Here is a 21,625-nt window from a genome sequence, read left to right on the forward strand (position 1 = left end):
GGGCGCCGATAGCTAACGGCCGGATCGAGACCTGCCGCGATCGCGGCCCGAGCCGGAAAGGACGACCCCGTCATGACCAAGCGAAGCCTCGTCATCGGCGCCAGCGGCGGCATCGGCGCGGCTCTGGCGGATCGCTGCCGAGAGGACGGCGAGGTGGTGACGCTATCGCGCAGCCGTAATGGTCTGGACGTCACCGACGAGCGGAGCATCGAGCGGGTTTTCTCGACCATCGAAGGGCCGTTCGACCGGGTCCTGATCGCGATCGGGATCCTCACCGCCGAACGCGAGACGCCGGAGAAGAAGGTTTCGGAATGCGAGGCGGCGGAACTGGCGCAGCTCTTCACGGTCAACGCCATCGGCCCGCTTCTGGTGCTGAAACATCTTCTGCCCCATCTTCCCCGCGAGCACCCGGTTCGGATCGGCGTCCTGTCCGCGCGTGTCGGCTCGATCGGCGACAACGGCCTCGGGGGCTGGTATGCCTACCGGGCCTCCAAGGCTGCCCTCAACCAGTATGTCCGCAGCTTCGCCATCGAGATGCAGCGCAGCCATGACGACGCGGCCGTCCTCGCGCTTCATCCGGGCACCGTGGCAACGCCGTTCACGGCGAAGTTCCAGGGACGGCACAAGACCGTCGAGCCCGATGAGGCCGCACGGAACATCGTCGCGGTCCTCGACGCCCATGGTCCGGGCGATACGGGACGGTTCTTCGACCAGAACGACGAACCGATCGAATGGTGAGCCGACACCGCCCCGCCCATCGTCCGGGCCCGGGCGGGGACGGGGTTTCGCCGCATGCGTCCATGAAAGACGAGAACGACCCGGCGGTTCGTCGCCCGAGGATCAGGCGGACGTCTTCGCCATCGCGGCGAGATCGGCCCCGTTGAGCCTCGCGACGTAATCGGAGATCGTCGTCACGTAGTCGCTTCCGGCTCCGCTGGCTTCCGCTTCCTTGAAGTAGTGCCACATGGCCGGCGCCACCTTGCCGTCGACGCCGTTCGCCTCGGCCATGGCGTTCAGATAGCGCAGATCCTTCGAGGCGTTCTCGATCGTGAACTTGTGCACTTCGAGGTCGCGGTCGACGACATAGCGCATGAAGGTATCGAAGAAGCCGTTCGTAAGCCGGCTGGAGCCGATCACGTCGCGTACCGTCCCGGGCGCGATGCCGGATTTCGCCGCGACGACGACCGCCTCGGCGTAGAGGGCCGCATATCCCATGGAGATGAAGTTCATCACGAGCTTCATCTTATGGCCCGAACCGACAGGTCCGACATGGCGGATATTGGAGGCCCAGCATTCGATGACCGGCTTCACCCGCTCGAAGACGTCCTCGTTGCAGCCGACCATGCAGTCCAGAGTGCCCTCCTCCGCCTCCTTCGGGGTGCGCCCGAGCGGGGCATCGACGAAGATTCCGCCCTTGGCGCCAAGTCTTTCGGCCAGAGCGAGGGTCGAATCGGGGTCCGCCGTCGTCGTATCGATCACGATCAGGCCCTCATGCGCACCGGCGAGAAGGCCGTTTTCGCCATCCATGACCGCTTCGACCTGGGACGAATTCGACAGGCAGAGATGGACGATCGAAGAGGTCTCGGCGAGTTCGCGCGGGCTTTCGGCCTCCCTCGCCCCGATCGAGACGAGATCCTCGACCGGCTTTCGATTGCGATTGCCGAGAACGGAGACGTGATACCCCTTTCGGATCAGGTTCTTGGCCATGCCGTGGCCCATATAGCCGACGCCGATGAAGCCGATTGCCGGTTTGTCGTTCATAATCGCTCTTCCCCTCGAAGCGTTTCAGTTCACCGGTGTGAGCAAGGGCTGCCCGGCCAGATAGGCCTCGATATTGTCACGCTGCAGACGGCCCATATCCGCCCGCGTCTCGACCGTCGCCGAAGCCTGGTGGGGCTGGAGAACGACGTTCTCCAGATCGAAGAAGCGCGTATGGGCATGCGGCTCGTTGCGGAAGACGTCGAGCCCGGCTCCGCCGAGCCGGCCCTCCTCCAGCGCGTCGATCAGGGCGTCCTCGTCGATGGTCGTTCCACGTGAAATATTGACGAGAACGCCGCGCGGTCCGAGCGCCTCGATCATCTCCTTCGTGACGAACCCTTCCGTCGCCGCCCCGCCAACGAGCGCGACGACGGCGAAGTCCACGGCCTTCATCATGGCGAGGGCATCGTCGTGATAGGTCCAGCCGGACGCGGCCTCGGCCTTCGGCGAGCGCGACCAGTAATGGACCTCCATCTTGAAGGCGGCGAGCCGGCTGGCGATCTCGACCCCGATCCGCCCGAGCCCCAGAATACCGACCTTCTGGCCGCTCATCTTGCGCTGAAGCGGGAACGGCTCCTTGCGGCTCCAGGCCCCCGAGCGCACGTGGGCATCGGCCTTGATGACCGAACGCAATTGGGCGAGCAGCAAGGCGACCGCAAGATCGGCCACGTCGTCGGAGAGGACATCGGGCGTGTTCGTGACCTTGATTCCCCGCTCCGAGGCGGCATCGACGTCGATCGCGTCGTAGCCGACCCCGTAATTGGAGATCAGCCGCAGGTTCGGGAAGCGGTCCATCAGGTCGGGACCGAAGGGGTGATGGCCGAGATAGGCGACCGCCTCTATGGCGCCCCGTTCGGCCTCGTCCGCTTCGGCGGCTCCGGTGATCGCGTCGTAGCGAAGCCAACCCTTCTCCTCGATCGCCTGCCGGCTCGCTGCATCGAACCGCCCCACCGCCAGAACCTTGTTCATATTCCTGCCTCTCCCGCTGTCTCTGCCAGTCTTTCGTATCTCCGCTCCCGCCAAGTTGCCTTCGAGAGCCCGGAAGTAAAGGCGCAAAGCGCCCGAAGGGCGGGTGATGGGAACGATCCGGCCGCCCTGCGCTCGTCAGGCGGTCGTGAATCGATAGATCGACACCTGCCGGAAGGTCTCGCCCGTATCGAGGCGCGCGGACGGGAAATGCGGCTGATTCGGTGCGTCGGGGAAGAGCTGGGGCTCGAGGCACAGCCCGTCGCCCATCCGGGTCAGGCGACCGCCCTTTCCCGGAATCCCGCCGAACAGCGAATTTCCCGAATAGAACTGAAGCCCGGGAGCCGTTGTGAGGAATTCGAGAACCCGTCCGCTTCGCTCGTCCGCGAGTCGGGCCGCAAATCTCGGGCTCGGGGCGCTGTCATCGGCAAGAACCATGCAGTGGTCGAAGCCGCGGGCAAGCGCCATCTGCGCCTCACTGCCGTCGCGCAATCCCTCGGCGACCCGTTTCCCGTTCCTGAAGTCGAAGACGCTTCCCTTCACCGAACGAACCTCGCCCGTCGGAATGAAGGTGTCGTCCACCGGCAGATAGCGATCGGCCGCAAGGGTCAGATGATGGTTCTCGACGCTCTCGGTCGTCGGCACGCCGCCGAGGTTGAAATAGGCGTGATTGGTGAGGTTGCAAAGCGTCGGCGCTTCGGAGACCGCCTCATAGGTCAGGGTGAGCTCGCCCGGCCCGGTGAGCTCGTACCGAGCCGTCGCGTGCAGCGTGCCGGGATAGCCGCCGTCCCCGTCGGGGCTCGAGAGCGCGAAGGTCACGGACGGGTTCGCACTCTCCGCCTCCACGGCCTCGACGCGCCAGTTCATGACGCCGAAGCCCGCCGAGCCGCCATGCAGATGATTCGGTCCGTCATTGGTCTCCAGCCGATAGTCGCGTCCGTCGAGGGTGAACCGGCCCCGCGCGATCCGGTTGGCGAACCGCCCGACCGAAACGCCGAAATGCTGGGGGTGGGTCTCGTAGGGCCGCAACTCGTCATAGCCGAGAACGACATCGCCGATCCGGCCCGTCCGGTCCAGCACGCGAACGGCCTGCAGCATCGCGCCGAAGCCGACCACCGTCACCGACAGCCCTTCGGTTTCGAGATCGAATGCCAGGGCATCCTCGCCGGTCGACAGCGTTCCGAAGCGCCTCTCCGTCACCTTTGCCATCAGTTTGTCTCCCCTCCTTATTGCTCGCATGGATCATATCGCGCAGAGCTTCGCCGGACACGGCGACACAGCGAATTCCGGGACAGGCTCGATGCGATCTGCGATGACCATGAAGAACGGACCGATGCTGGGCATTGCGGTCATGTCGTTCGGCATCTTCCTGTTCATGGCGAACGATGCGCTGGGCAAGTTCCTGATCGGAAACTATTCCCTCGGCCAGGTTCTCCTGCTGCGTTCGCTAGCCGCTCTCTTCATCCTCCTGCCCATCGTCGCGCGGATCGGATTTCGGTCGCTCTTCGCCGTCGACAAGCCCGTGCAGCTTGCCTTTCGCAGCACGCTGGCCACAGCGGAAGTGGCCGCGTTCTATGCCGCGGTGTCCGTTCTGCCGCTCGCCGCGACGCTCTCCTTCTGGCTGGCCGCACCGATCTTCGTCGCGGCGCTGGCCCCGCTTCTCCTCGGTGAGCGGGTCGGCGCGCGGCGCTGGACCGCGATTCTCATCGGCTTCGTCGGCGTCGTCATCGTTCTGCAGCCGTCCTCCGCCTCGTTCTCGGGCGGTGCGACGATCGCGATCTTCGGCAGCTTCGCCTTCGCGCTGATGATGATCACGACCCGCAGCCTGCGCGGGACGGGCGATGCCGTCCTCGTCTTCTGGCAGATGATGGGCGCGCTGATCGCCGGCATCGTCCTTTCCTTCGTCAGCTGGTCGCCGATCGACGTGACGGGCTATGCCCTGCTTTCGGTCCTGGGGGTGACGGCGATGGTCGCGCATCTGTGCATCGCACGCGCCTTCAAGCTTGCCGATGCGGCGACGATCGCGCCGCTCCAATATACGATGCTGCCCTGGGCGACGCTCTTCGGTTTCGTCTTCTTCGACGAAGTGCCCGCCGCAACGACCCTCATCGGAGGCGTCGTCATCATCGGCTCGGGCCTTTTCATCTTCTTCCGCGAGCGCCAGTTGTCGAAACGATCCTCCACGATTTCGGAAGCGCCTCTGCCGCCCGGCGCATGAGACCGGAGCGCGCGACCTCACTCGCGCCCCTTGTGCGGGATACACCGCGCGCGTTTAGATCGCGCCTCGATCCGCGCCCACCTTTGAAGGATGCCGCTTGTCGCGCTTCAGTTTCATCCACGCCGCCGATCTCCATCTCGGCAGCCCCTTCCAGGCCCTCGCCGTCAAGGATGCCGCGATCGCGGACCGGTTCGCGCAGGCGATCCGCATCGCATTCACCCGGCTGGTGGACGAGGCGATCGCCCGCAAGGTCGCCTTCGTGGTGATCGCCGGCGACGTCTATGACGGCGAGTGGAAGGACAATGCGATCGGCCTGTTCTTCAATCGGGAAGTGGCCCGCCTCGCCCAGGCGGCCATTCCGGTGGTTTTCCTGCGCGGCAATCACGACGCCGACAGCGTCGTGACCAAGAGCGTGCCGCTACCCCGGAGCGTCCACCAGTTTCCGACCGGCAAGGCGGCGACGATCCGTCTGGACGAGGTCTCCGTCGCCCTTCACGGGCGCGGTTTCGCGGAGCGGGCGAGCGGCGAAAATCTCGCCGCTGCCTATCCGGCGCCCGTTCCCGGCGCCTTCAATATCGGCGTCCTTCATACCTCGCTCAACGGCCGGCCGCCGCACGATGTCTATGCCCCCTGCAGCATCGACGATCTTCGCAGCCGCGGCTACGACTACTGGGCCCTCGGTCATGTGCATGAATTCGAGATCGTCGGCGAAGACCCGCATATCGTCTTTCCGGGCAATCTCCAGGGCCGCAGCATCCGCGAGACCGGGGCGAAGGGCGCGGTCCTCGTTCATGTTGACGACGGACGCGTCACGGGCACCGAGCGTCTCATTCTCGACGAGGCGCGCTGGCTTCGGCTTACCGTCGACATATCCAGCGAGGCGGGGCCGGGAACGATCCCCGGCGCGGTGGCGAAGGCGTTCGAGAGCCATGCCGAGGCCGCGCGCGACAGGTTGATCGCCTTGCGGATCGAACTCGTCGGCACCTGCGGCTTTTCGCGGCGGCTCTCGGCGCTCAGGCAGTCGCTCGCCGACGATATCCAGGCCGAATGCCATCACCTTCATTCGGACGCATGGCTGGAAAAGCTGGTGATCGACGTCTTGCCGGCCCGCGAGGCGGCCAGTGTGCCCGCAGTCGACGCCTCGATCGATCTCGAAGCCCTGCTCGCGGCCGTGATGGCGGACGAGATGGTGCTGGGCGAGACCCATGAGGTGATCGCCTCCATCACCACGCGCCTGCCGGGCGGGATCGGCGCCGGCGAGAACCCCCTCGGCGATCCGCAGTCCCTCCTGCGCGATGCGCGCGATCTGCTGCTCGCCAAGACCGCAATCGGAGGCTGATCGGCGATGCGCATCGAACGGCTCGACCTCATTCGCTACGGCGCCTTCACGAACCGGACGATCCCGTTCCGGCCCGGCGCGCGGCTTCACATTCTCTACGGCCCGAACGAGGCCGGCAAATCGACCACGCTCCAGTCCCTGTCCGATCTCCTGTTCGGCTTCGAACATGCCGTAACCGCCGCTTTCCGGCACGACGCCCCGACGCTGCGCATCGGCGCGAGCCTCATCTCGAGCGACGGAACGACCCTCTCGTTCAGACGGCGTCGCGGCAGGGCGAAGACGCTGCTTCAGGACGACGACACCGAGACCGCCTTGCGCGACGACACGCTCGCGCCCTTCGTCGGCGGGTTGACGAAATATGTGTTCGAGAGCGCCTTCGGGCTCGATTCGCATCGCCTCAGGGCCGGCGCCGATGCGATGCTGGCCAATGACGGAGAACTCGGCGGCTCGCTTCTCGCCGCAGCGTCCGGGCTGACGGGCCTCAGCGACCTCAAGCGCGAGTTCGAGGAGGAGGCAGGCCAGCTCTATGCGCCGCGCGCCAGCACAAAAGCGTTCAACACTCTAAAATCCCAGTGGGACGAGGCTCGCCAGAAGGTGCGGGACCGCGAACTCAAAGCGACCGACTGGAGGGCATTGAACGCGGAGATCGACGCGCTCGCGGAGCGCCATGACGAGATCCGGCAGAAGCGGGCGGACACCCTCAAGCGGTACGCCGAACTGACATTGCTTCAGCAGCTCGTTCCCGTGATGCACGATCTCGACGCCGATCTTCGGAAGCTCGCCGACACGTCCGATCTGGCGCACCTGCCGGAGAATTTCGGTGCCCGCCTTGCCACCGCACTCGAACGGCGCGACAGCGCGAGCGAGGCGAGCGCCAAGGCCGATATACGGGTGGCCGAGGCCGAACGCGCCTTGTCGGACATCGCTCTCGACGAAAAGATCCTCGATCACGCGAAGAAGATCGGCTCGCTCCATGCGCGCACCGGCGACTATGTGAAGACCCGCAAGGATCTGCCCCGCATCGAAGCGGAACTGCGCGAGCGAGAAGGTGAGATCGAGGAGCGACTGGCCCGCCTTGGGATCGATGGCCGACTGGCAAAGGAACGTCAGCCGAGCGACGCGGAGATCGCGCTCGCCGAAGCGCTGTCGAAGGAAGGCGAGGAGCTTGCGCGCGAGGCTGGAGTCATCGCGCGCCAGCGCGAGAGCGAGGTCCGCGACAGGGCCGAACTCGAACGGAAGGCGCCTGCCGGCCATCTCGCCGACCCCAAACCCTCACGCGAGCGTTTCGCCAGCCTGAAACCGGAACTCGAAGCGCTCGCCGCGATCGATGGGATGGAGGCGGAGCATCGACGCGAGAAGCGCCGCATCGAGGACGAGGCCTCACGTCTCGACCCGCCGCTTTCCGATATCGGCGCGATCGCGGCGGCCGATCTTCCGAGCGCGGAGTGGCTGACGACCCATCGCGATCGCCTCGCCGCCATCGACCGGGACGTTCAAACGAGGTCCGGGCGCCTCGATGAGACCCACCGGGAGATCGAGACCAATCGCAAGTCCATGCGGGCCCTCGAACAGGCCGGAGACATTCCGAGCCGCGAGGCGATCGAGACGGCACGCGCAAGACGCGACGAAGCCTTCGAGCCGATCGCGAGCGCCCTGACTTCGTCGTCCCGGCCACCGGAGCCAACTGAGATGCGGCGAACGCTGCGTGCGTTCGAGACCTTGTCGATCGAGGCCGACAGTCTGGCCGACGCTGCCCTCAAGGATGCCGAGCGGGTGGAACGCCACGGCTCCCTGAGCCGGCGCACCGCAGAGCTTCAGGACATGGCGGACCATCTGCGAAAGGATCTGGAACGGCTCGGCGAGGATCGGGCCACCCTCTGGTCGGCCTATGCCGGAGCCTTCCGGCCGCTCGGCATCGCCCCCTATCCGCCGTCGAAAATGATCGAGTGGGTAGGCGAGGTTCGCCGCCTCGTTTCCGATCGCCGGGAGAACGAAGAGCGGTCCGCTACGCTCGATCGCCTTCGTTCGCGGGAAGCGGTTCTGCGCCCCCTGCTGATCGCGCTCGGTCGATCCCTCCACCTCGAGGATGCGGAGGCGCTACCATCGGAGGTTCTCGGGCGCGCGATCGAGCGCCGGATCGAGGATATCTCGGACCTTTGGACGTCGAGCCGCGGCCATGCCGAACTGGTGCGCAGCAGCGAGGCGAGGCTCGCCCTCCTCGATGGCCGGGCCGCTGAGAACGGGACTGCGAGACGCCTCTGGCGGGAAAAGGCGGACGGCGGTTTCGGCAAGCTCGGCCTTGCTGCCGGCGCGTCCCCGGCCGAGGCGAATGCGACGATCGCCCTCTGGCGGGAGCTTCCCCAGCTTGAGGGCGAGCGCCGGAACCGTGAGGGCCGCGTCAACGGAATGCGCCGGGATGCTGCACAATTCGAGAGAGAGGTCGGCGAATTCCTGGCCGAGAACGCCCCTTCGCTCTCGGAACTGCCGACCGAACAGGCTGTCGAGAGCCTCTACGCCATGAGCGAAGCGGCCTTCGGCGCCAAGGCGAAAAGGGACGAGCGGGCCCGCGCGCTCGCCGATGCGAAACAGGAAGCGGACAGTCGCTCGGGCGAACTCTCGCGGGCCGGAGCCGAGTGCGACGCCCTTCTCTCCCAGTGCCCCGAGGGATCGGATCCGGAAACGCTCGTTCGCAGGCTCGGCGAGCGCGATCTTCTGGCCGGCCACCTTCGCCAGACCCGCCAGCGACTGGCCGATCTGGCGCCGAACAGGACGGAAGACAATCTGCGGGAAGCCCTCGACGGTTTCGATCCTCAGGCCGCCACCCTCGAAGTGGAGGACCTCGGCACCGAGGAACAGGATCTCGAAAGCGAGGCGCGCGAAGTGTTCGCGGATCTGCGCGATCGCCAGAAGCAGAAGGAGACGCTCGCTCGCGGCGGCGGCGCGGAAACGGCGGCTTTCGAGCAGCGTGCGATCGAAGCCGAACTTCTCGATCTCGCCAGACAGTGGGCGGTTCTCAAGATCGCGGCCAATCTCGTCGGCGGGGCGATCGACACCCATCGCCGTCGCCAGGACGCGCCTTTGATGCGACGTGCCGGCGAGCGACTCGCCCGCCTCACCGGTGGTGCCTTCGGCGGGCTGTCGCAGCAGTTCACCGATGGAGACCGTGCCGAACTTCTTGCGGTTCGCGAAAACGGGGAGCGCTTGCGGATCTGCGATCTCAGCGACGGGACGCGCGATCAGCTCTTCCTGGCGCTCCGTCTCGCCTTCATCGAAGACTATGCGACGCGGAACGAGGCGATCCCCTTCGTCGGCGACGACCTGTTCCAGACATTCGACGACGAGCGTACGGGTGCGGGGCTGGAAACGCTCGCCGATGCGAGCGAGCACATGCAGCCGATTCTCTTCGCCCACCACCGGTCCGTCATCGAGATCGCGCGTCAGCGCCTCGGAAACGACGTGGACGTCATCGAACTGGAAAACTGCTGAACAGAGGACGGCCGGTCTTCGGCATTCGTGCCGACCCGGCCGCCATCTCGCAGACTTGTCTCATGCGACGGGTGCGGTTTCCTTCAAGCCGGCGAGCGCCGCCATCCAAGGCGATGATGCACCGTCAGCCCGTATTCTTTCCGGTCCCGGATCTCGATTTGGCTTGCGTCGCCGCCTGTGACCGATTATCTCTGCGCGCGGCGGAGCGTAGCGCAGTCTGGTAGCGCACCTGGATGGGGTCCAGGGGGTCGGAGGTTCGAATCCTCTCGCTCCGACCATCCCCCGAACACCCGATCGAAGAGTTACAGCGCGTCCGCGCCGATGGCTGCGAGAGCCGCGCGTCCGACTTCCAGATCCTGATCGCCCGTGCCGGAGCCGACACCGATTCCGCCGATCACATCGCCGTCGAAGGCGATCGGAAGACCGCCCGGAAGCCGAGTCACGTTGAGCTGAGTCGCGAACTCGATCGCCGGGATCATCTTCTCGGGAATATTGGCCGAAGGGCTGCGGTTCGAGGCCGCCGTGCGCGCTTTCGTATAGGCGCTCTTGCGGCTGAGGAACTTCGCCCCCGTCATCCTCACTTCCGCGATGACCTCCCCCGAAGCGTCCACCACGACGATGCATTGCGGCTGGTCGATCTCGTCGGCCTTCTCGATGCCCGCGGCGAGCATCGCCATGGCGCCCTGATGCGTCAGAACCTTCGTCTGTTTGGTGTGCATCGACAGCAATCTCCCCATTCTCGTTTCGAACCTATGACAGCCCGCCAAATGGAACGATCGGCGCCCGTGGCAAATCGGCCGGTCGCAGGTCTCAGCCTCCGGACGTCTCGTTCGCCTGCGACGGCGCGGCACCGTCCGGCGCGACGGAGGAGCCCATGGCGCGCTCGAGGCGGCCTTCGAGGTCGATCGCCTTGCCGATATAGGGCGTGATGCGGCCCTCGATCGTGCAGTCGGTTCCGATGAAACCGCCCGCTTCGTCGAGAGCTCCGGCGCAGAAGGCCTCGCCCGGAACCCGGAGACGATCGGCCGAGAGGCCGACGAAATCGAGAATGGCGCCGTTGGAATTGGGTTGGCAGCCGAAATTGATGGTCGCCTCGAACGATCCCTCGTTCTGGACGAAGTCCGTGACCCGATGGGCGTTCTGGTTCCAGCGCAGGTTCGGATCGATCGGAAGGAAGCTCGGGATCGCGATGCCGAACAGGCTCGTGATGTCGTTCACGTTGAGCGTCAACGGCGTGCAGATGTCGGATGCGTTGAGCCGGGCCGTCAGTTCTTCGGCCGTCAGGCTGGGCTTCAGGGGCGCTTCGGTGACGGCTCGCTCGTCGGCAGCGCTCGTGGCGGTGCCGGTCGGCACAACGGGCTGCGCCGTGTCTCCTGCGGCCGCACCGGACGCCGGGGGCGGCGTCTGCGCGGTGTCGTTCGCAGCCGGGTTCGCAGCAGGATTTGCCGCCGGCTCATTGGTCTGCGTCGTCTGCGCAACCACCGCCTGCCCGCTTGCGGCCAGCGCCAGGGCTACCGCGAGAACCGTCGTCTTCCGCATCGTCTGTCCTTCCTCGAAACCGAAATCATCGGCCCGTACGTCCGACGGCCTCGCCGAAGCGGACGCCTTTATGGCAGCCCGTTCCCGCATGGCCCACCGGATACCGAACCTTCAGGCGGCCTGCTTCTGCATGTCGTCCGCCATCTTGGCCAACTGACTTGCGATCGTGGCCGTTCCATTCAGGCGCTTCTTGGGTGTCGGCCAGTCCCGGATCAACACTATCGATTGATCGGGCCTGATCTTGGCCGATGATCCCTGCTCCGAAATGTAGCGGATCAATGCGGGCGGATTGGGGAAGTTCTTGTCGCGGAACTGCACGACGAGCCCCTTCGGGCCCGCGTCGAGCTTCTCGATATTCGCCTTCCGGCACATGGACTTGATGACCATGACCTTCAGGAGGTGCTCGACCTCGTCGGGCACCGGTCCGAACCGATCGATGAGTTCGGCGCCGAAGGCATCGATCTCGCGGATCTCGGTGAGCTCCGCCAGACGCCGATAGAGCGTCATGCGCAACTGAAGGTCGGGGACGTAGCCTTCCGGAATCATGACGGCGGTGCCGACGGAGATCTGCGGCGACCACTGGCCGGAGGTCTCGGGCTCGGCTCCCTTCATCTCCGCCACGGCCTCCTCCAGCATTTGCTGGTAGAGTTCGTAGCCGACCTCCTTCACATGGCCGGACTGCTCGTCGCCGAGGAGATTGCCCGCACCGCGCTGATCGAGATCGTGGGTCGCGAGCTGGAAGCCGGCACCCAGCGTATCGAGGCTCTGCAAGACCTTCAGACGCCGGTCGGCGCCCTTGGTGGGCGTCTTGTTCGCCGGAATCGTCATCAGCGCATAGGCGCGGTTCTTCGAGCGGCCGACGCGGCCCCGGATCTGGTAGAGCTGGGACAGGCCGAACATATCCGCCCGATGCACGATCATCGTGTTGGCGGTCGGAACGTCGAGACCCGATTCCACGATGGTCGTCGACAGGAGCACGTCGTACTGCCCCTCGTAGAAGGCGTTCATGATGTCGTCGAGTTCGCTTGCGGCCATCTGGCCGTGGGCGATGGCAACCTTCAGTTCCGGCACCTGTTCGTCGAGGAAGCTCTTCACGCCGGCGAGATCCGAAACGCGCGGGCAGACATAGAAGCTCTGCCCGCCACGATAACGCTCGCGAAGCAGAGTCTCGCGCACGACGAGCGGATCGAAGGGGGTGACGAAGGTCCGCACCGCCATCCGGTCCACCGGCGGCGTCGTGATCAGGGACAGCTCCCGCACGCCCGTCAGCGCAAGCTGCAGCGTGCGCGGGATGGGTGTCGCCGACAAGGTGAGGACGTGCACGTCGGATTTGAGCTCCTTCAGCCGCTCCTTGTGCTTGACGCCGAAATGCTGCTCCTCGTCGATGATCAGAAGACCGAGATTCTTGAACTCGACGCCCTTGCCGAGAAGCGCATGGGTTCCGACGACGATGTCCACCGTGCCGTCCGTCACGCCCTTCTTCGTCGCGGCGAGATCCTTGCCGGTCACGAGGCGCGAGGCCTGCGCGATATTGAGGGGCAAGCCGCGAAACCGCTCGGCGAAGGTCTTGAAGTGCTGGCGGGCGAGAAGGGTGGTCGGAACGACCACGGCCACCTGCAGCCCGTTCATGGCGGCGACGAAGGCCGCCCGGAGCGCGACTTCGGTCTTGCCGAAGCCGACATCGCCGCAGATGAGGCGGTCCATCGGACGTCCGGCCGCAAGATCGTCCACGACCGCGTCGATCGCGTTTGCCTGATCCTCGGTCTCCTCGTAGGGGAAGCGCGCGGCGAATTCGTCGAACAGGCCGTCCGGCGGCTGAAGCTTCGGCGCGCCGCGCATGGCACGTGCCGCCGCGACCGCGATGAGCCCGTCCGCCATGTCGAGAAGGCGCTTCTTCAGCTTGGCCTTGCGCGCCTGCCAGGCCCCGCCGCCGAGCTTGTCGAGGGTCGCCTCCGTCCCCTCTCCGCCATAGCGCGAGAGAAGTTCGATGTTCTCGACCGGCAGGAACAGGCGGTCGTCGTTGGCGTAGCGCAGTTCGAGACAGTCGTGCGGCGCGCCGGCCGCCTCGATCTGCTGGAGACCGACGAAGCGGCCGATGCCATGATCCACGTGGACGACGATATCGCCTTCGTCGAGACCCGAGACCTCCGAGATGAAATCCGAGCCGCGCCGCTTGCGCTTGGACCGGCGCACGAGCCGGTCGCCCAGAATGTCCTGTTCGCCGACGACGACCATGTCATCAGTCTGGAACCCGGCCTCGATGCCGATGACGGCCGTCAGCACGAAGTTCTTGGGCGCCTCGCGGGCCTGCTTGAGGTTCGCGACCGGCTTGATCTGGCCGAGACCGTGCTCTTCCAGAACCTGGGTCATGCGATCGCGCGATCCGTCGGTCCAGGCCGCGAGGATCACGCGCTTGCCGTTCGCCCGCTCGTTCGAGATGTGATCGACCGCCGCCTTGAAGACATTGGCATTCTCCGACTGGCGCTCGGATGCGAAGTTGCGGCCGCGGACCACGTCGAGATTGAAGACCTCCCGCGCGCTCGTCCCCGCCACCGCATAGGCCGACAAGCGGATCGGGTCCACGATTGCGAGCGCGCCCGACAACTCGTCCGGCGTCAGGTAGAGTTCGGATGGCTCGACGGGATTGTAGACGATCGTCTCGGCGCTCTTGCCGGCATTCTCGCCGCTCGTGCGCTTGCGAGCGGCGTAGTGGTCCTCGATCGTCTCACGCCGCTCGGCGACGCTTTCGAGCGCCAGGTGATCGAGGACGAAGGGAAACCCCTCGCAATAGTCGAAGAGCGTATCGAGCGTCTCGTAGAAGAACGGAAGCCAATGCTCCATGCCGGCGAAGCGCCGCCCGTCGGAGATGGAGGCATAGAGCGCGTCCGAGGGAAGGGCCGCGCCGAAGCGCTTCACGTAATTGGTCCGGAAACGGCTGATCGTCTCCTTGGTAAGCGACACCTCGGAGACCGGAGCGAGTTCGAAGCTCTTGCGCTGCTCGGTCGTGCGCTGTGTCGCCGGATCGAAGGCACGGATCGTCTCCAGCGTATCGCCGAAGAAATCGAGGCGGACCGGCTCCTCCTCGCCGGGTGCGAAGAGATCGAGAATGCCGCCGCGCACGGCGAATTCACCGCGTTCGCGCACCGTCGCCACCCGCTCGAAGCCGCCGCGCGACAGAGCCTCGACGATATCGTCCATCCTGATGCGCCCGCCGGCCTCGGCACGGATCGCTTCTTTGGCGAGGACGTCGGCGGGCGGCATCTTCTGGAGCAGCGCGTTCGCCGTCGTCAGGATCAGAGCGCGATGGGGGTTCCGGCGCAATGCGTTGAGAGAGGCCATGGCCGACAGACGCCGGGCCGCGGCTTCTCCGGAGGGGCCGACACGGTCATAGGGCAGGCAATCCCATGCCGGCAGCGTGAGAACGGGCAGATCGGGCTGCACGAACCGGAGCGCTTCCTCCACCTCCGAGATCCGCGAGCCGTCGCGCATGACGAAGATGACGGGCTTCTTCCTGTCGCCCTGACCGCCGCGCTCGCGGGCGATGTCGGCGAGCAGGAACGCCTCGTAGCCATCGAGCACATGACCGATTTCGATACCGCCGCCCTTCTTGAGGGCACGCTTCAGTTTGTCGTCAATGGCCATCGTGTCGTCTTGTCTAGGAAGCTGAATTCGTGATCGGTTGCTGATGCCGCGTCGGCGACGCCCGATCAACCCGATATAGGGCTCGGCGGAGCTTCCTGCGAAGGGCCTGCGCCCCGCGCGCCGTGAAAACGATCATCGATCCGAGCTCACTTGGCTCGACAGGACCGCCGGCTCAGGCGCCCTTCTCGGCACTCGTCAGCGCCTCGATGTCGAAGTCCGTGTAGAATGCCTTGATACGGCGGAAGACAGGCGTGTCGTAATTGCCGGGAACCTGTGCCGCTCCCGAAACCCATTTGAAGATTTCCGGGTCCGGCGCCAGCATCAGCTCCTCGTAGATCGCCATCTCGTCGTCATCGAGATCGGCGATCTCCGCATCGGCAAAGCGCCCGAAGACGAGATCCATCTCGCGCGTGCCCCGATGCCAGGATCTGAACAGGGCTTTCTTGCGCCGGGTGTCGAGATCGGCGGACGTGCGTCGGCTGCCGGTTTTCATCGCAAGGGACCTTCGTTCTGGGGACGGGCGGCAGAGTGCCGCTCGCTGCGGGACGGGTATGCCGGCGATTTAACATCCACCTCCGCGGCTTTCAATTTTTGGGCGATCCCTGCGGATCGAAGCCGGTTCCCGAAGCCCTTGCCTCTGACCCGTTTCGTCGCAGCACTTTGACTTTCCCGAAAGCCCCCGCAAGTGCCCCACCGAAGCCGTGCGACGGATAGCCTCGCACCAAGTCAATCGAAGGACGATCCATGCCGAACGACAATGCCGTCATGGCCCGGCGCCGCGAAATGGCGACCGAGCACCTCCTCTTCAAGACGATGGAATATGTCGAGCAGCGCCATCCCGGTCTCCTCGATATGCTCGAACAGAGTCTCGATCATCTGGGCGATCCGGCCGAGGACGAGACCAAGGACGACAAGGCGGTGCAGGAGATCGCCCGCCGCATGATCGAAGGCGCGCGGCGCGAGATCTGACGCTATTTCGACGATCGGCGGCCTGCCTTAGAGCCGGCCGCCGATCGTCACCGACACATCCGGTGCCCTGCGCCTGCCGCCAGGATTTCCCGGCCCTCACCACGGTCCTGGCCGACGCTCGGTTCGCCCGGATCAGGCGGACCTCTTGCGGGTTGGTCTTTTCGAACGGACCGACAGGTCCAGTTTCCGGCCGGACGAGACATCGATACGAGGAGCTTCACCATGCGTGCCATCGGCTACAGCACGTCCCTGCCCATCGAGGACGAACACGCGCTCGAGGACATCCAGCGTCCGGATCCGGATATTTCCGGCATCGGACCGCGCGACCTCATCGTCGAGGTGAAGGCCGTTTCGGTGAACCCCGTCGACACCAAGGTCCGCCGCCGCGCGGGACCGGAGGGTGGCGAGACCCACAAGGTGCTGGGATATGACGCATCGGGCATCGTCAGGCATGTCGGTTCGGAAGTCGCATTGTTCGAGCCCGGAGACGAGGTCTTTTATGCGGGCGCGATCGGACGGCCGGGCACTAACAGCGAGCTGCACGTGGTCGACGAGCGGATCGTCGGAACCAAGCCGCGCACCCTCTCCCACACCGAAGCCGCCGCTTTGCCGCTGACGACGATCACGGCATGGGAGCTCCTGTTCGACGGCATGAAGGTCCCGCCCCGCCCCGTCGACGCGGACGCATCGAAGGGTGAGACCCTTCTCGTCATCGGCGGCGCCGGCGGCGTCGGATCGATCCTGGTCCAGATCGCGAAGACCCTCACCCATCTGACCGTCGTCGCGACCGCATCGCGGGACGAGACGCGCGACTGGTGCAAGGCGATGGGCGCCGATCACGTCATCGACCATCACGGGGACATGAAGGCGCAACTCGACGCCCTCGGACTGAGCCCGCGTTATGTCGCGTCCCTGACCGCGACCGGCGACAATTTCGAAACCATCGCCGATCTCATCGCCCCGCGCGGCGTCATCGCCATGATCGACGATCCGGGACAGATCGACGTCTCGCAACTGAAGACCAAGGCCCTCACCCTGCACTGGGAGTTCATGTTCACCCGCCCGGCCTTCGAGACCGAGGACATGATCGAGCAGCACCGCCTTCTCAGCCGGATCGGCGATCTCGTGGACGACGGCATCATCCGGACGACCTACAATCACGACGGCGGGTCGATCGACGCCGCCAATCTGCGAAAGGCGCACGCCCTGCAGGAAAGCGGGAAGGCCATCGGCAAGACCGTCCTCACCGGGTTCAGCTGAATCAGGATGGGGAAAGGCGAACACCGGTTTTCCGCTCTCATTCCCCAGAACGGAGTATCCAACGCGATGGCATCCGATCGGATCGGATGCCATCGCGCTCCCGGATCGGCCCCGGCGAACTGGCCTTGAATCGCACCTCTGTGTAAGCGTTGGGCATGACCGAACCCAGCCATTCCCGACGCTATCTTCTCAACGGCATCAACCGCGATGCGCCGCGTCCCGAACCGGGTCTGTATCTCGTTGCAACGCCGATCGGGCACCTCTCCGATATGAGCCTGCGCGGCCTCGATCTCATCGCGGGCGCCGACGTTCTGGCCTGCGAAGACACGCGTGTGACCGGTAAGCTCCTGCAGCGCTTCGGCATCAAACGCCGGATGACGGCCTATCACGAGCATTCGGGCGAGGACGTCGCCCGAATGCTCGTCGAGGATATCGCGGCGGGCGGATCGCTGGCACTCGTTTCCGATGCCGGCACCCCCCTCGTCTCCGATCCCGGCTACGCGCTGGTGCGAACGGCAATCGAGGCTGGCGTGCCGGTCATCGCCGTTCCGGGCGCGTCCGCGATCCTCACCGCCCTCGCCGTCTCGGGCCTGCCGTCCGATGCCTTCTTCTTCGCCGGGTTCCTGCCTGCCAAGGAGAAAGCGCGGGCGGACCGGCTGCAGGCGCTCGTGCGGGTTCCGGGCACACTCATCTTCTACGAGGCGCCGCATCGCATCGCCGAAAGTCTCGTCGCCATGGGCGAGCCGTTCGGCGAGCGGCCGGCGGCCGTCTGCCGCGAACTGACGAAGATGCACGAGACCGTCTATCGCGGAACGGTCCACGAACTTTCGAAGCGCTTCGGCGAGATGGATCAGGTCAAGGGGGAGATCGTCGTCTGCATCGGTCCTCCGGGCGAGGACGCGCCGCCTGCCGAAGAAGACGTGGAGACGATCCTCATCGGCCTTCTCGCGGAGATGAAGCCGACAAAGGCCGCGCAGGAGGCGGCCCGGATGACCGGGCTCAATCGCCGCGATCTCTATAGCCGCGCCCTCGATCTGAAGGGCCGGTTGCCGTGAGCCGAGGACCGAATGGCGGGAAGCAAGGCGCCGAGCGCCGGGCACGCTGGCGACGCGGACATATTGCCGAATATCGGGCCGCCCTCGCGCTCGTGGCGAAGGGCTACCGGATTCTGGCGATGCGGTACAAGGTGAAGAGCGGCGAGGCCGACATCATCGCCCGCCGAGGGGATCTCGTCGCGATCGTCGAGGTCAAGGCGCGCCGGTCGATCGAGGAGGCCATGGACGCCGTCAATCCGGCGTCCCAGCGGCGGATCGAGAACGCGGCCGATCACTGGCTGCGGCGCCAGAAGGATCATGCGGCTCTCAGCCTGCGCTTCGATATCGTCGCGGTCCTTCCCTGGCGCTGGCCGAGGCATGTGGAAAACGCCTGGGCTGGCCGATAGGTCTCGGCCAGCCGGCGGTTCTCAGCGTCGATCAGTGGAGGCTCACCGTCTCGAGGCTGTTCTGGCTTGCGCTCTGCAGGATCGAGCCCGGATCGTCGGAGACGGCGAGCGGCGTTCCGTCGGCGCCGAACAGCGCCCAGATATCGAGGCCGGGCTGGATCTGATCGCCGACCGGAAAGCGCTGGATGATCTCGTCGGACGACATCCGCCGCATATAGGCGATGTGTCCCTCGCCGAGATTTGCAAGATCGGTCTCGGTCATGTGGTTCGTCGAAACTTCAGTCATAGTCGTCTCCTCGTAAGGCAAACGGAGTTCGCGTCGTTTCAATCTTCGAGCGCGATCTCGATCCGTCTGACGATCCGTTCGGGTTCGGGCTTCGCCAGATCGATGGAAAGGAGGCCGTTCTTCAGTTGAGCGCCGATGATCTCCATTCCATCGGCGAGCAGAAACCCCTTCTGAAACTGCCGCGCTGCAATACCACGGTGAAGATAGACCCTCTCGCCCTCCTCGGCCTGACGACCCCGGATGATGAGCTGGTTTTCTTCGGTCACCACCTCGAGATCTTCCGGCCTGAAACCGGCGACTGCGAGCGTAATACGGATCAACTGAACATAACCTGAAGCGGCAGAGGCTTCGATCCGTTCGATATTGTAGGGCGGGTAGCCATCTCCTCCCTTGGCGAACCGTTCGAGCGTGCGCTCGATTCCGTCGAAGCCGAGAAGCAGAGGGCTGGAAAACAGGGGGGTCCGGCTCATGGTTTGGGTAACTGGATCCTTCGTGAAGCGACCTGACGGCACCGGCCCTCAAAGGCACCGTTGCCGTCCTCCCCTATGTGGCGTCCTGAACCGGCGTTTTCAATCGAACCGCTCGTTCTCCACAATCGACTTCGCGCGTCCTCGAAACGGAACGCCGCACCCCTGATGGGAACGGCGTCACCGGGCACGCTGGCTCAAGCTCGTTCAGCCGACGGTGGATGCACCGGGCTTGAATTTGAGCGCGACGCCGTTGAGGCAGTGGCGCTTGCCGGTCGGCTTGGGGCCGTCGTCGAAGATATGGCCGAAGTGTCCGCCGCAGGTCGCGCAATGCACTTCCGTTCGCGGATAGATCAGGGCGTAATCGTTCGAGGTGCCGATCACGCTCGCGCTTAGCGGCGCGTAGAAGCTCGGCCAACCGGTTCCCGAATCGAACTTCGTCTCGGAGGAATAGACCGGGGTGTCACAGCCGGCACAGCTGTAGAGCCCGCTCTTCTTGTTGTCGTTGAGAGGGCTCGAGAACGGCGCCTCCGTTGCGTGATCCCGCAGAACCGAGAACTGGGCGGGCGTCAGACGCTCCCGCCACTGGTCCGGCGTGAAGGAAACCGGGAACGCACCATCGGAGGCGGCGTTCGCGTCGTTGCGAAGATAGAATGCGCCGGCCGCAGCGCCGATCAGGGCCGTCGCGGAAGCGAGAAAGGTTCGTCTTGCCATCGGCATGAAGGTTCTCCCAAAGGCTGTCACCGGTACGCGGATCGCGCCGCCGATCATATGTCTTCGAAAGGATATTCGGCGGACGCGGTCGAAAGGTTTCCAAGCTTACAGAGACTTCATGAAACCCGCGAGCCCGCCAGCCTCCCCTCATCCGTAGCGTCTCCGAGAGAAGACCGATTTGAGCGTCGACGAGCGGGCTGAGACAAGGGACCGTGCGAGGCCCTTATTCCGGCATCAGAACCGTATCGATGACATGGACCATGCCGTTCGACTGGGCCACGTCGGACTGGACGACGCTCGCCTTCTCGCCCCGGGCATCATCCAGAACGAGTGTTCCGTTCTCGCTCGTCAACGTCAGGGATTCGCCTTCGATCGTCATCACGGAGTGTGAGCCGCCATCCTCTGCCACGGCCTTCAGGGCATCTTCGAGCGTCATGTCGGCAGGAAGGACGTGGTAGGTCACGATCGCCGAAAGCTTCTGCTTGTGCTCCGGCCTCAGGAGATCATCGACGGCACCCTCGGGAAGCTTCTCGAACGCGGCGTTGTTCGGTGCGAAGACGGTGAAGGGTCCGGCGCCGGCGAGGGTCTTGTCGAGCTCGGCAGCCTTGATGGCCGCGACCAGCGTCGACATGTCCGAGGCCTTCGACAGGTTGACGACGATGTCCTCGCGCGGATCCATCTCGGCGCCGCCGACCATGGGCATTTCGCCCGGCATCGTGTTGCTGCCGGATTCGCCAGTGGAGCCCGCCTGCGAACTCTCCTCTCCCTGCTTCGCACTGCCGTCCTGCGAGGGCACTTCGGCCTGGGCGAAGGCTGCGCCCGCCGCAAACAGGGATGCAAGTGCAGTGGTCCGCAGGATGGTCTTCAGCATCGTTCGATCCTTTTCGCTCTGCCGGCCGCGAGGCGCGACCGTACGACATCGGCGCCGGAGAGGACCGGCATGACCTGATGGTGAGACGCTTGGATCGCCAATTGGTTTCGCGACTGCACGTCGCTCATGAAGTGTTGATCGAGCGAGAGGCATGGATGGCGCACCTTCCACGCGCTCCAAGAAAGACGAGTGCCGGCCCTTCGTCAGCCGTCTTCGACGCGGCCTCGCATCGCCTTGATCGCCCCGCGCCCCTTCTTGGCCTGCAATCGCCTTTCCACGGCACCGCGCGAGGGCCGGGTCTTCTTGCGCGGCGGTGGTGGCGGCTTCAGGGCCTCCAGCACGAGCTCGCGCAGGCGCGCGCGCGCGTCCTCGCGATTGCGCTCCTGATGTCTGAAGCGCGAGGCATCGATGAGGATCTCCCCCTCCTTCGTCGCCCGCCGTCCCGCAAGCTTGATCAGGCGGCGCTTGGCGTCCGCCGAAATCGCGCCGGACCGTTCGGCATAGAAGCGAAGCTGGACCGCCGTCGCGACCTTGTTGACGTTCTGCCCACCCGGCCCTCCAGCCGTGACGAACTGCTCGGACAACTCGTAGTCCGGGATCGTGATGCGGTGGGTGATGACGAGTGGATCGGGCATCCGTGCCTCAGGTCGCGAGTGGCTCGGTGCCCGT

Annotated in this window: 20 protein-coding genes and 1 tRNA gene; 9 read left to right on the plus strand and 12 right to left on the minus strand. The window is 65.3% G+C overall.

From position 1 onward, the window contains the following. Positions 1-72: 72 nt before the first annotated feature. Positions 73-738 carry an SDR family NAD(P)-dependent oxidoreductase gene (locus DYI37_RS12600; protein WP_116683620.1) on the plus strand — a complete coding sequence of 222 codons (666 nt, stop codon included), beginning with the start codon at positions 73-75 and terminating at the stop codon, positions 736-738. Positions 739-840: 102 nt separating this feature from the next. On the opposite strand, the gene DYI37_RS12605 is transcribed toward DYI37_RS12600, so the two are convergent. From DYI37_RS12605 to DYI37_RS12615, 3 genes are all read right to left on the minus strand, one after another. Further along, a complete protein-coding gene (locus tag DYI37_RS12605; protein WP_116683621.1) occupies positions 841-1,761 on the minus strand; it encodes an NAD(P)-dependent oxidoreductase in 921 nt (306 codons plus the stop codon). A gap of 24 nt (positions 1,762-1,785) precedes the next feature. Further along, on the minus strand, positions 1,786-2,727 hold the full coding sequence (locus DYI37_RS12610; RefSeq protein ID WP_116683622.1) for a 2-hydroxyacid dehydrogenase: 942 nt from the start codon (positions 2,725-2,727) through the stop codon (positions 1,786-1,788). Between the two features lie 135 nt (positions 2,728-2,862). Further along, a complete protein-coding gene (locus tag DYI37_RS12615) occupies positions 2,863-3,933 on the minus strand; it encodes an aldose epimerase family protein (protein ID WP_116683623.1) in 1,071 nt (356 codons plus the stop codon). 103 nt (positions 3,934-4,036) lie between these two features. Here DYI37_RS12615 and DYI37_RS12620 point away from each other — a divergent pair, with 103 nt between their 5' ends. The 4 genes from DYI37_RS12620 to DYI37_RS12635 all read left to right on the plus strand — a co-directional run bounded on the left by DYI37_RS12620 (position 4,037) and on the right by DYI37_RS12635 (position 10,045). Further along, on the plus strand, positions 4,037-4,942 hold the full coding sequence (locus tag DYI37_RS12620) for a DMT family transporter (RefSeq protein WP_116683624.1): 906 nt from the start codon (positions 4,037-4,039) through the stop codon (positions 4,940-4,942). Positions 4,943-5,039: 97 nt separating this feature from the next. Then, positions 5,040-6,281 carry a metallophosphoesterase family protein gene (locus DYI37_RS12625; RefSeq protein ID WP_116683625.1) on the plus strand — a complete coding sequence of 414 codons (1,242 nt, stop codon included), beginning with the start codon at positions 5,040-5,042 and terminating at the stop codon, positions 6,279-6,281. Positions 6,282-6,287: 6 nt separating this feature from the next. Beyond that, positions 6,288-9,767, plus strand: a complete 3,480-nt coding sequence (locus tag DYI37_RS12630; protein ID WP_116683626.1) for a YhaN family protein — start codon at positions 6,288-6,290, stop codon at positions 9,765-9,767. 201 nt (positions 9,768-9,968) lie between these two features. Continuing rightward, a tRNA-Pro gene (locus DYI37_RS12635) sits at positions 9,969-10,045 on the plus strand. A 24-nt stretch (positions 10,046-10,069) separates the two neighbouring features. Here the strand turns inward: DYI37_RS12635 and DYI37_RS12640 are convergent. The 4 genes from DYI37_RS12640 to DYI37_RS12655 all read right to left on the minus strand — a co-directional run bounded on the left by DYI37_RS12640 (position 10,070) and on the right by DYI37_RS12655 (position 15,441). Continuing rightward, positions 10,070-10,486, minus strand: a complete 417-nt coding sequence (locus tag DYI37_RS12640; protein WP_116683627.1) for a GlcG/HbpS family heme-binding protein — start codon at positions 10,484-10,486, stop codon at positions 10,070-10,072. 91 nt (positions 10,487-10,577) lie between these two features. Then, positions 10,578-11,306 carry a hypothetical protein gene (locus DYI37_RS20015; RefSeq protein WP_158555169.1) on the minus strand — a complete coding sequence of 243 codons (729 nt, stop codon included), beginning with the start codon at positions 11,304-11,306 and terminating at the stop codon, positions 10,578-10,580. A 111-nt stretch (positions 11,307-11,417) separates the two neighbouring features. Next, positions 11,418-14,948, minus strand: a complete 3,531-nt coding sequence (mfd, locus tag DYI37_RS12650) for a transcription-repair coupling factor (RefSeq protein ID WP_116683629.1) — start codon at positions 14,946-14,948, stop codon at positions 11,418-11,420. Between the two features lie 172 nt (positions 14,949-15,120). Continuing rightward, positions 15,121-15,441 carry an FAD assembly factor SdhE gene (locus DYI37_RS12655; RefSeq protein ID WP_116683630.1) on the minus strand — a complete coding sequence of 107 codons (321 nt, stop codon included), beginning with the start codon at positions 15,439-15,441 and terminating at the stop codon, positions 15,121-15,123. 251 nt (positions 15,442-15,692) lie between these two features. Here DYI37_RS12655 and DYI37_RS12660 point away from each other — a divergent pair, with 251 nt between their 5' ends. The 4 genes from DYI37_RS12660 (at position 15,693) to DYI37_RS12675 (ending at position 18,618) form a co-directional block, all read left to right on the plus strand. Next, positions 15,693-15,917: a hypothetical protein gene (locus DYI37_RS12660; RefSeq protein WP_116683631.1), complete on the plus strand. Its 225-nt coding sequence runs from the start codon at positions 15,693-15,695 to the stop codon at positions 15,915-15,917. A gap of 222 nt (positions 15,918-16,139) precedes the next feature. Continuing rightward, on the plus strand, positions 16,140-17,177 hold the full coding sequence (locus DYI37_RS12665) for a zinc-binding alcohol dehydrogenase family protein (protein ID WP_116683632.1): 1,038 nt from the start codon (positions 16,140-16,142) through the stop codon (positions 17,175-17,177). A gap of 155 nt (positions 17,178-17,332) precedes the next feature. Beyond that, a complete protein-coding gene (gene rsmI, locus DYI37_RS12670) occupies positions 17,333-18,232 on the plus strand; it encodes a 16S rRNA (cytidine(1402)-2'-O)-methyltransferase (RefSeq protein WP_116683967.1) in 900 nt (299 codons plus the stop codon). Beyond that, complete coding sequence (locus DYI37_RS12675) at positions 18,229-18,618, plus strand: YraN family protein (protein WP_116683633.1); 390 nt, start codon at positions 18,229-18,231, stop codon at positions 18,616-18,618. Before rsmI ends, DYI37_RS12675 begins: the two co-directional genes overlap by 4 nt. Before the next feature lie 31 nt (positions 18,619-18,649). Here DYI37_RS12675 and DYI37_RS12680 read toward each other — a convergent pair whose 3' ends face one another. The 5 genes from DYI37_RS12680 to arfB all read right to left on the minus strand — a co-directional run bounded on the left by DYI37_RS12680 (position 18,650) and on the right by arfB (position 21,591). Continuing rightward, the gene (locus DYI37_RS12680) at positions 18,650-18,904 is read right to left on the minus strand and encodes a BQ00720 family protein (protein ID WP_116683634.1); all 255 of its coding nucleotides are present in this window, start codon (positions 18,902-18,904) and stop codon (positions 18,650-18,652) included. A 38-nt stretch (positions 18,905-18,942) separates the two neighbouring features. After that, positions 18,943-19,374 (minus strand): Hsp20 family protein, encoded by a 432-nt coding sequence (locus DYI37_RS12685; RefSeq protein ID WP_116683635.1) that lies wholly within the window; start codon positions 19,372-19,374, stop codon positions 18,943-18,945. 204 nt (positions 19,375-19,578) lie between these two features. Then, positions 19,579-20,085, minus strand: a complete 507-nt coding sequence (gene msrB / locus DYI37_RS12690; protein WP_116683968.1) for a peptide-methionine (R)-S-oxide reductase MsrB — start codon at positions 20,083-20,085, stop codon at positions 19,579-19,581. Positions 20,086-20,308: 223 nt separating this feature from the next. Next, positions 20,309-20,956 (minus strand): fasciclin domain-containing protein, encoded by a 648-nt coding sequence (locus tag DYI37_RS12695; protein ID WP_199520154.1) that lies wholly within the window; start codon positions 20,954-20,956, stop codon positions 20,309-20,311. Between the two features lie 203 nt (positions 20,957-21,159). Continuing rightward, positions 21,160-21,591: an alternative ribosome rescue aminoacyl-tRNA hydrolase ArfB gene (gene arfB / locus DYI37_RS12700; protein ID WP_116683636.1), complete on the minus strand. Its 432-nt coding sequence runs from the start codon at positions 21,589-21,591 to the stop codon at positions 21,160-21,162. Positions 21,592-21,625 lie beyond the last annotated feature (34 nt).

Source organism: Fulvimarina endophytica (assembly GCF_003403015.1).
In the GTDB taxonomy this organism is placed as follows: Bacteria; Pseudomonadota; Alphaproteobacteria; order Rhizobiales; family Rhizobiaceae; genus Fulvimarina; species Fulvimarina endophytica.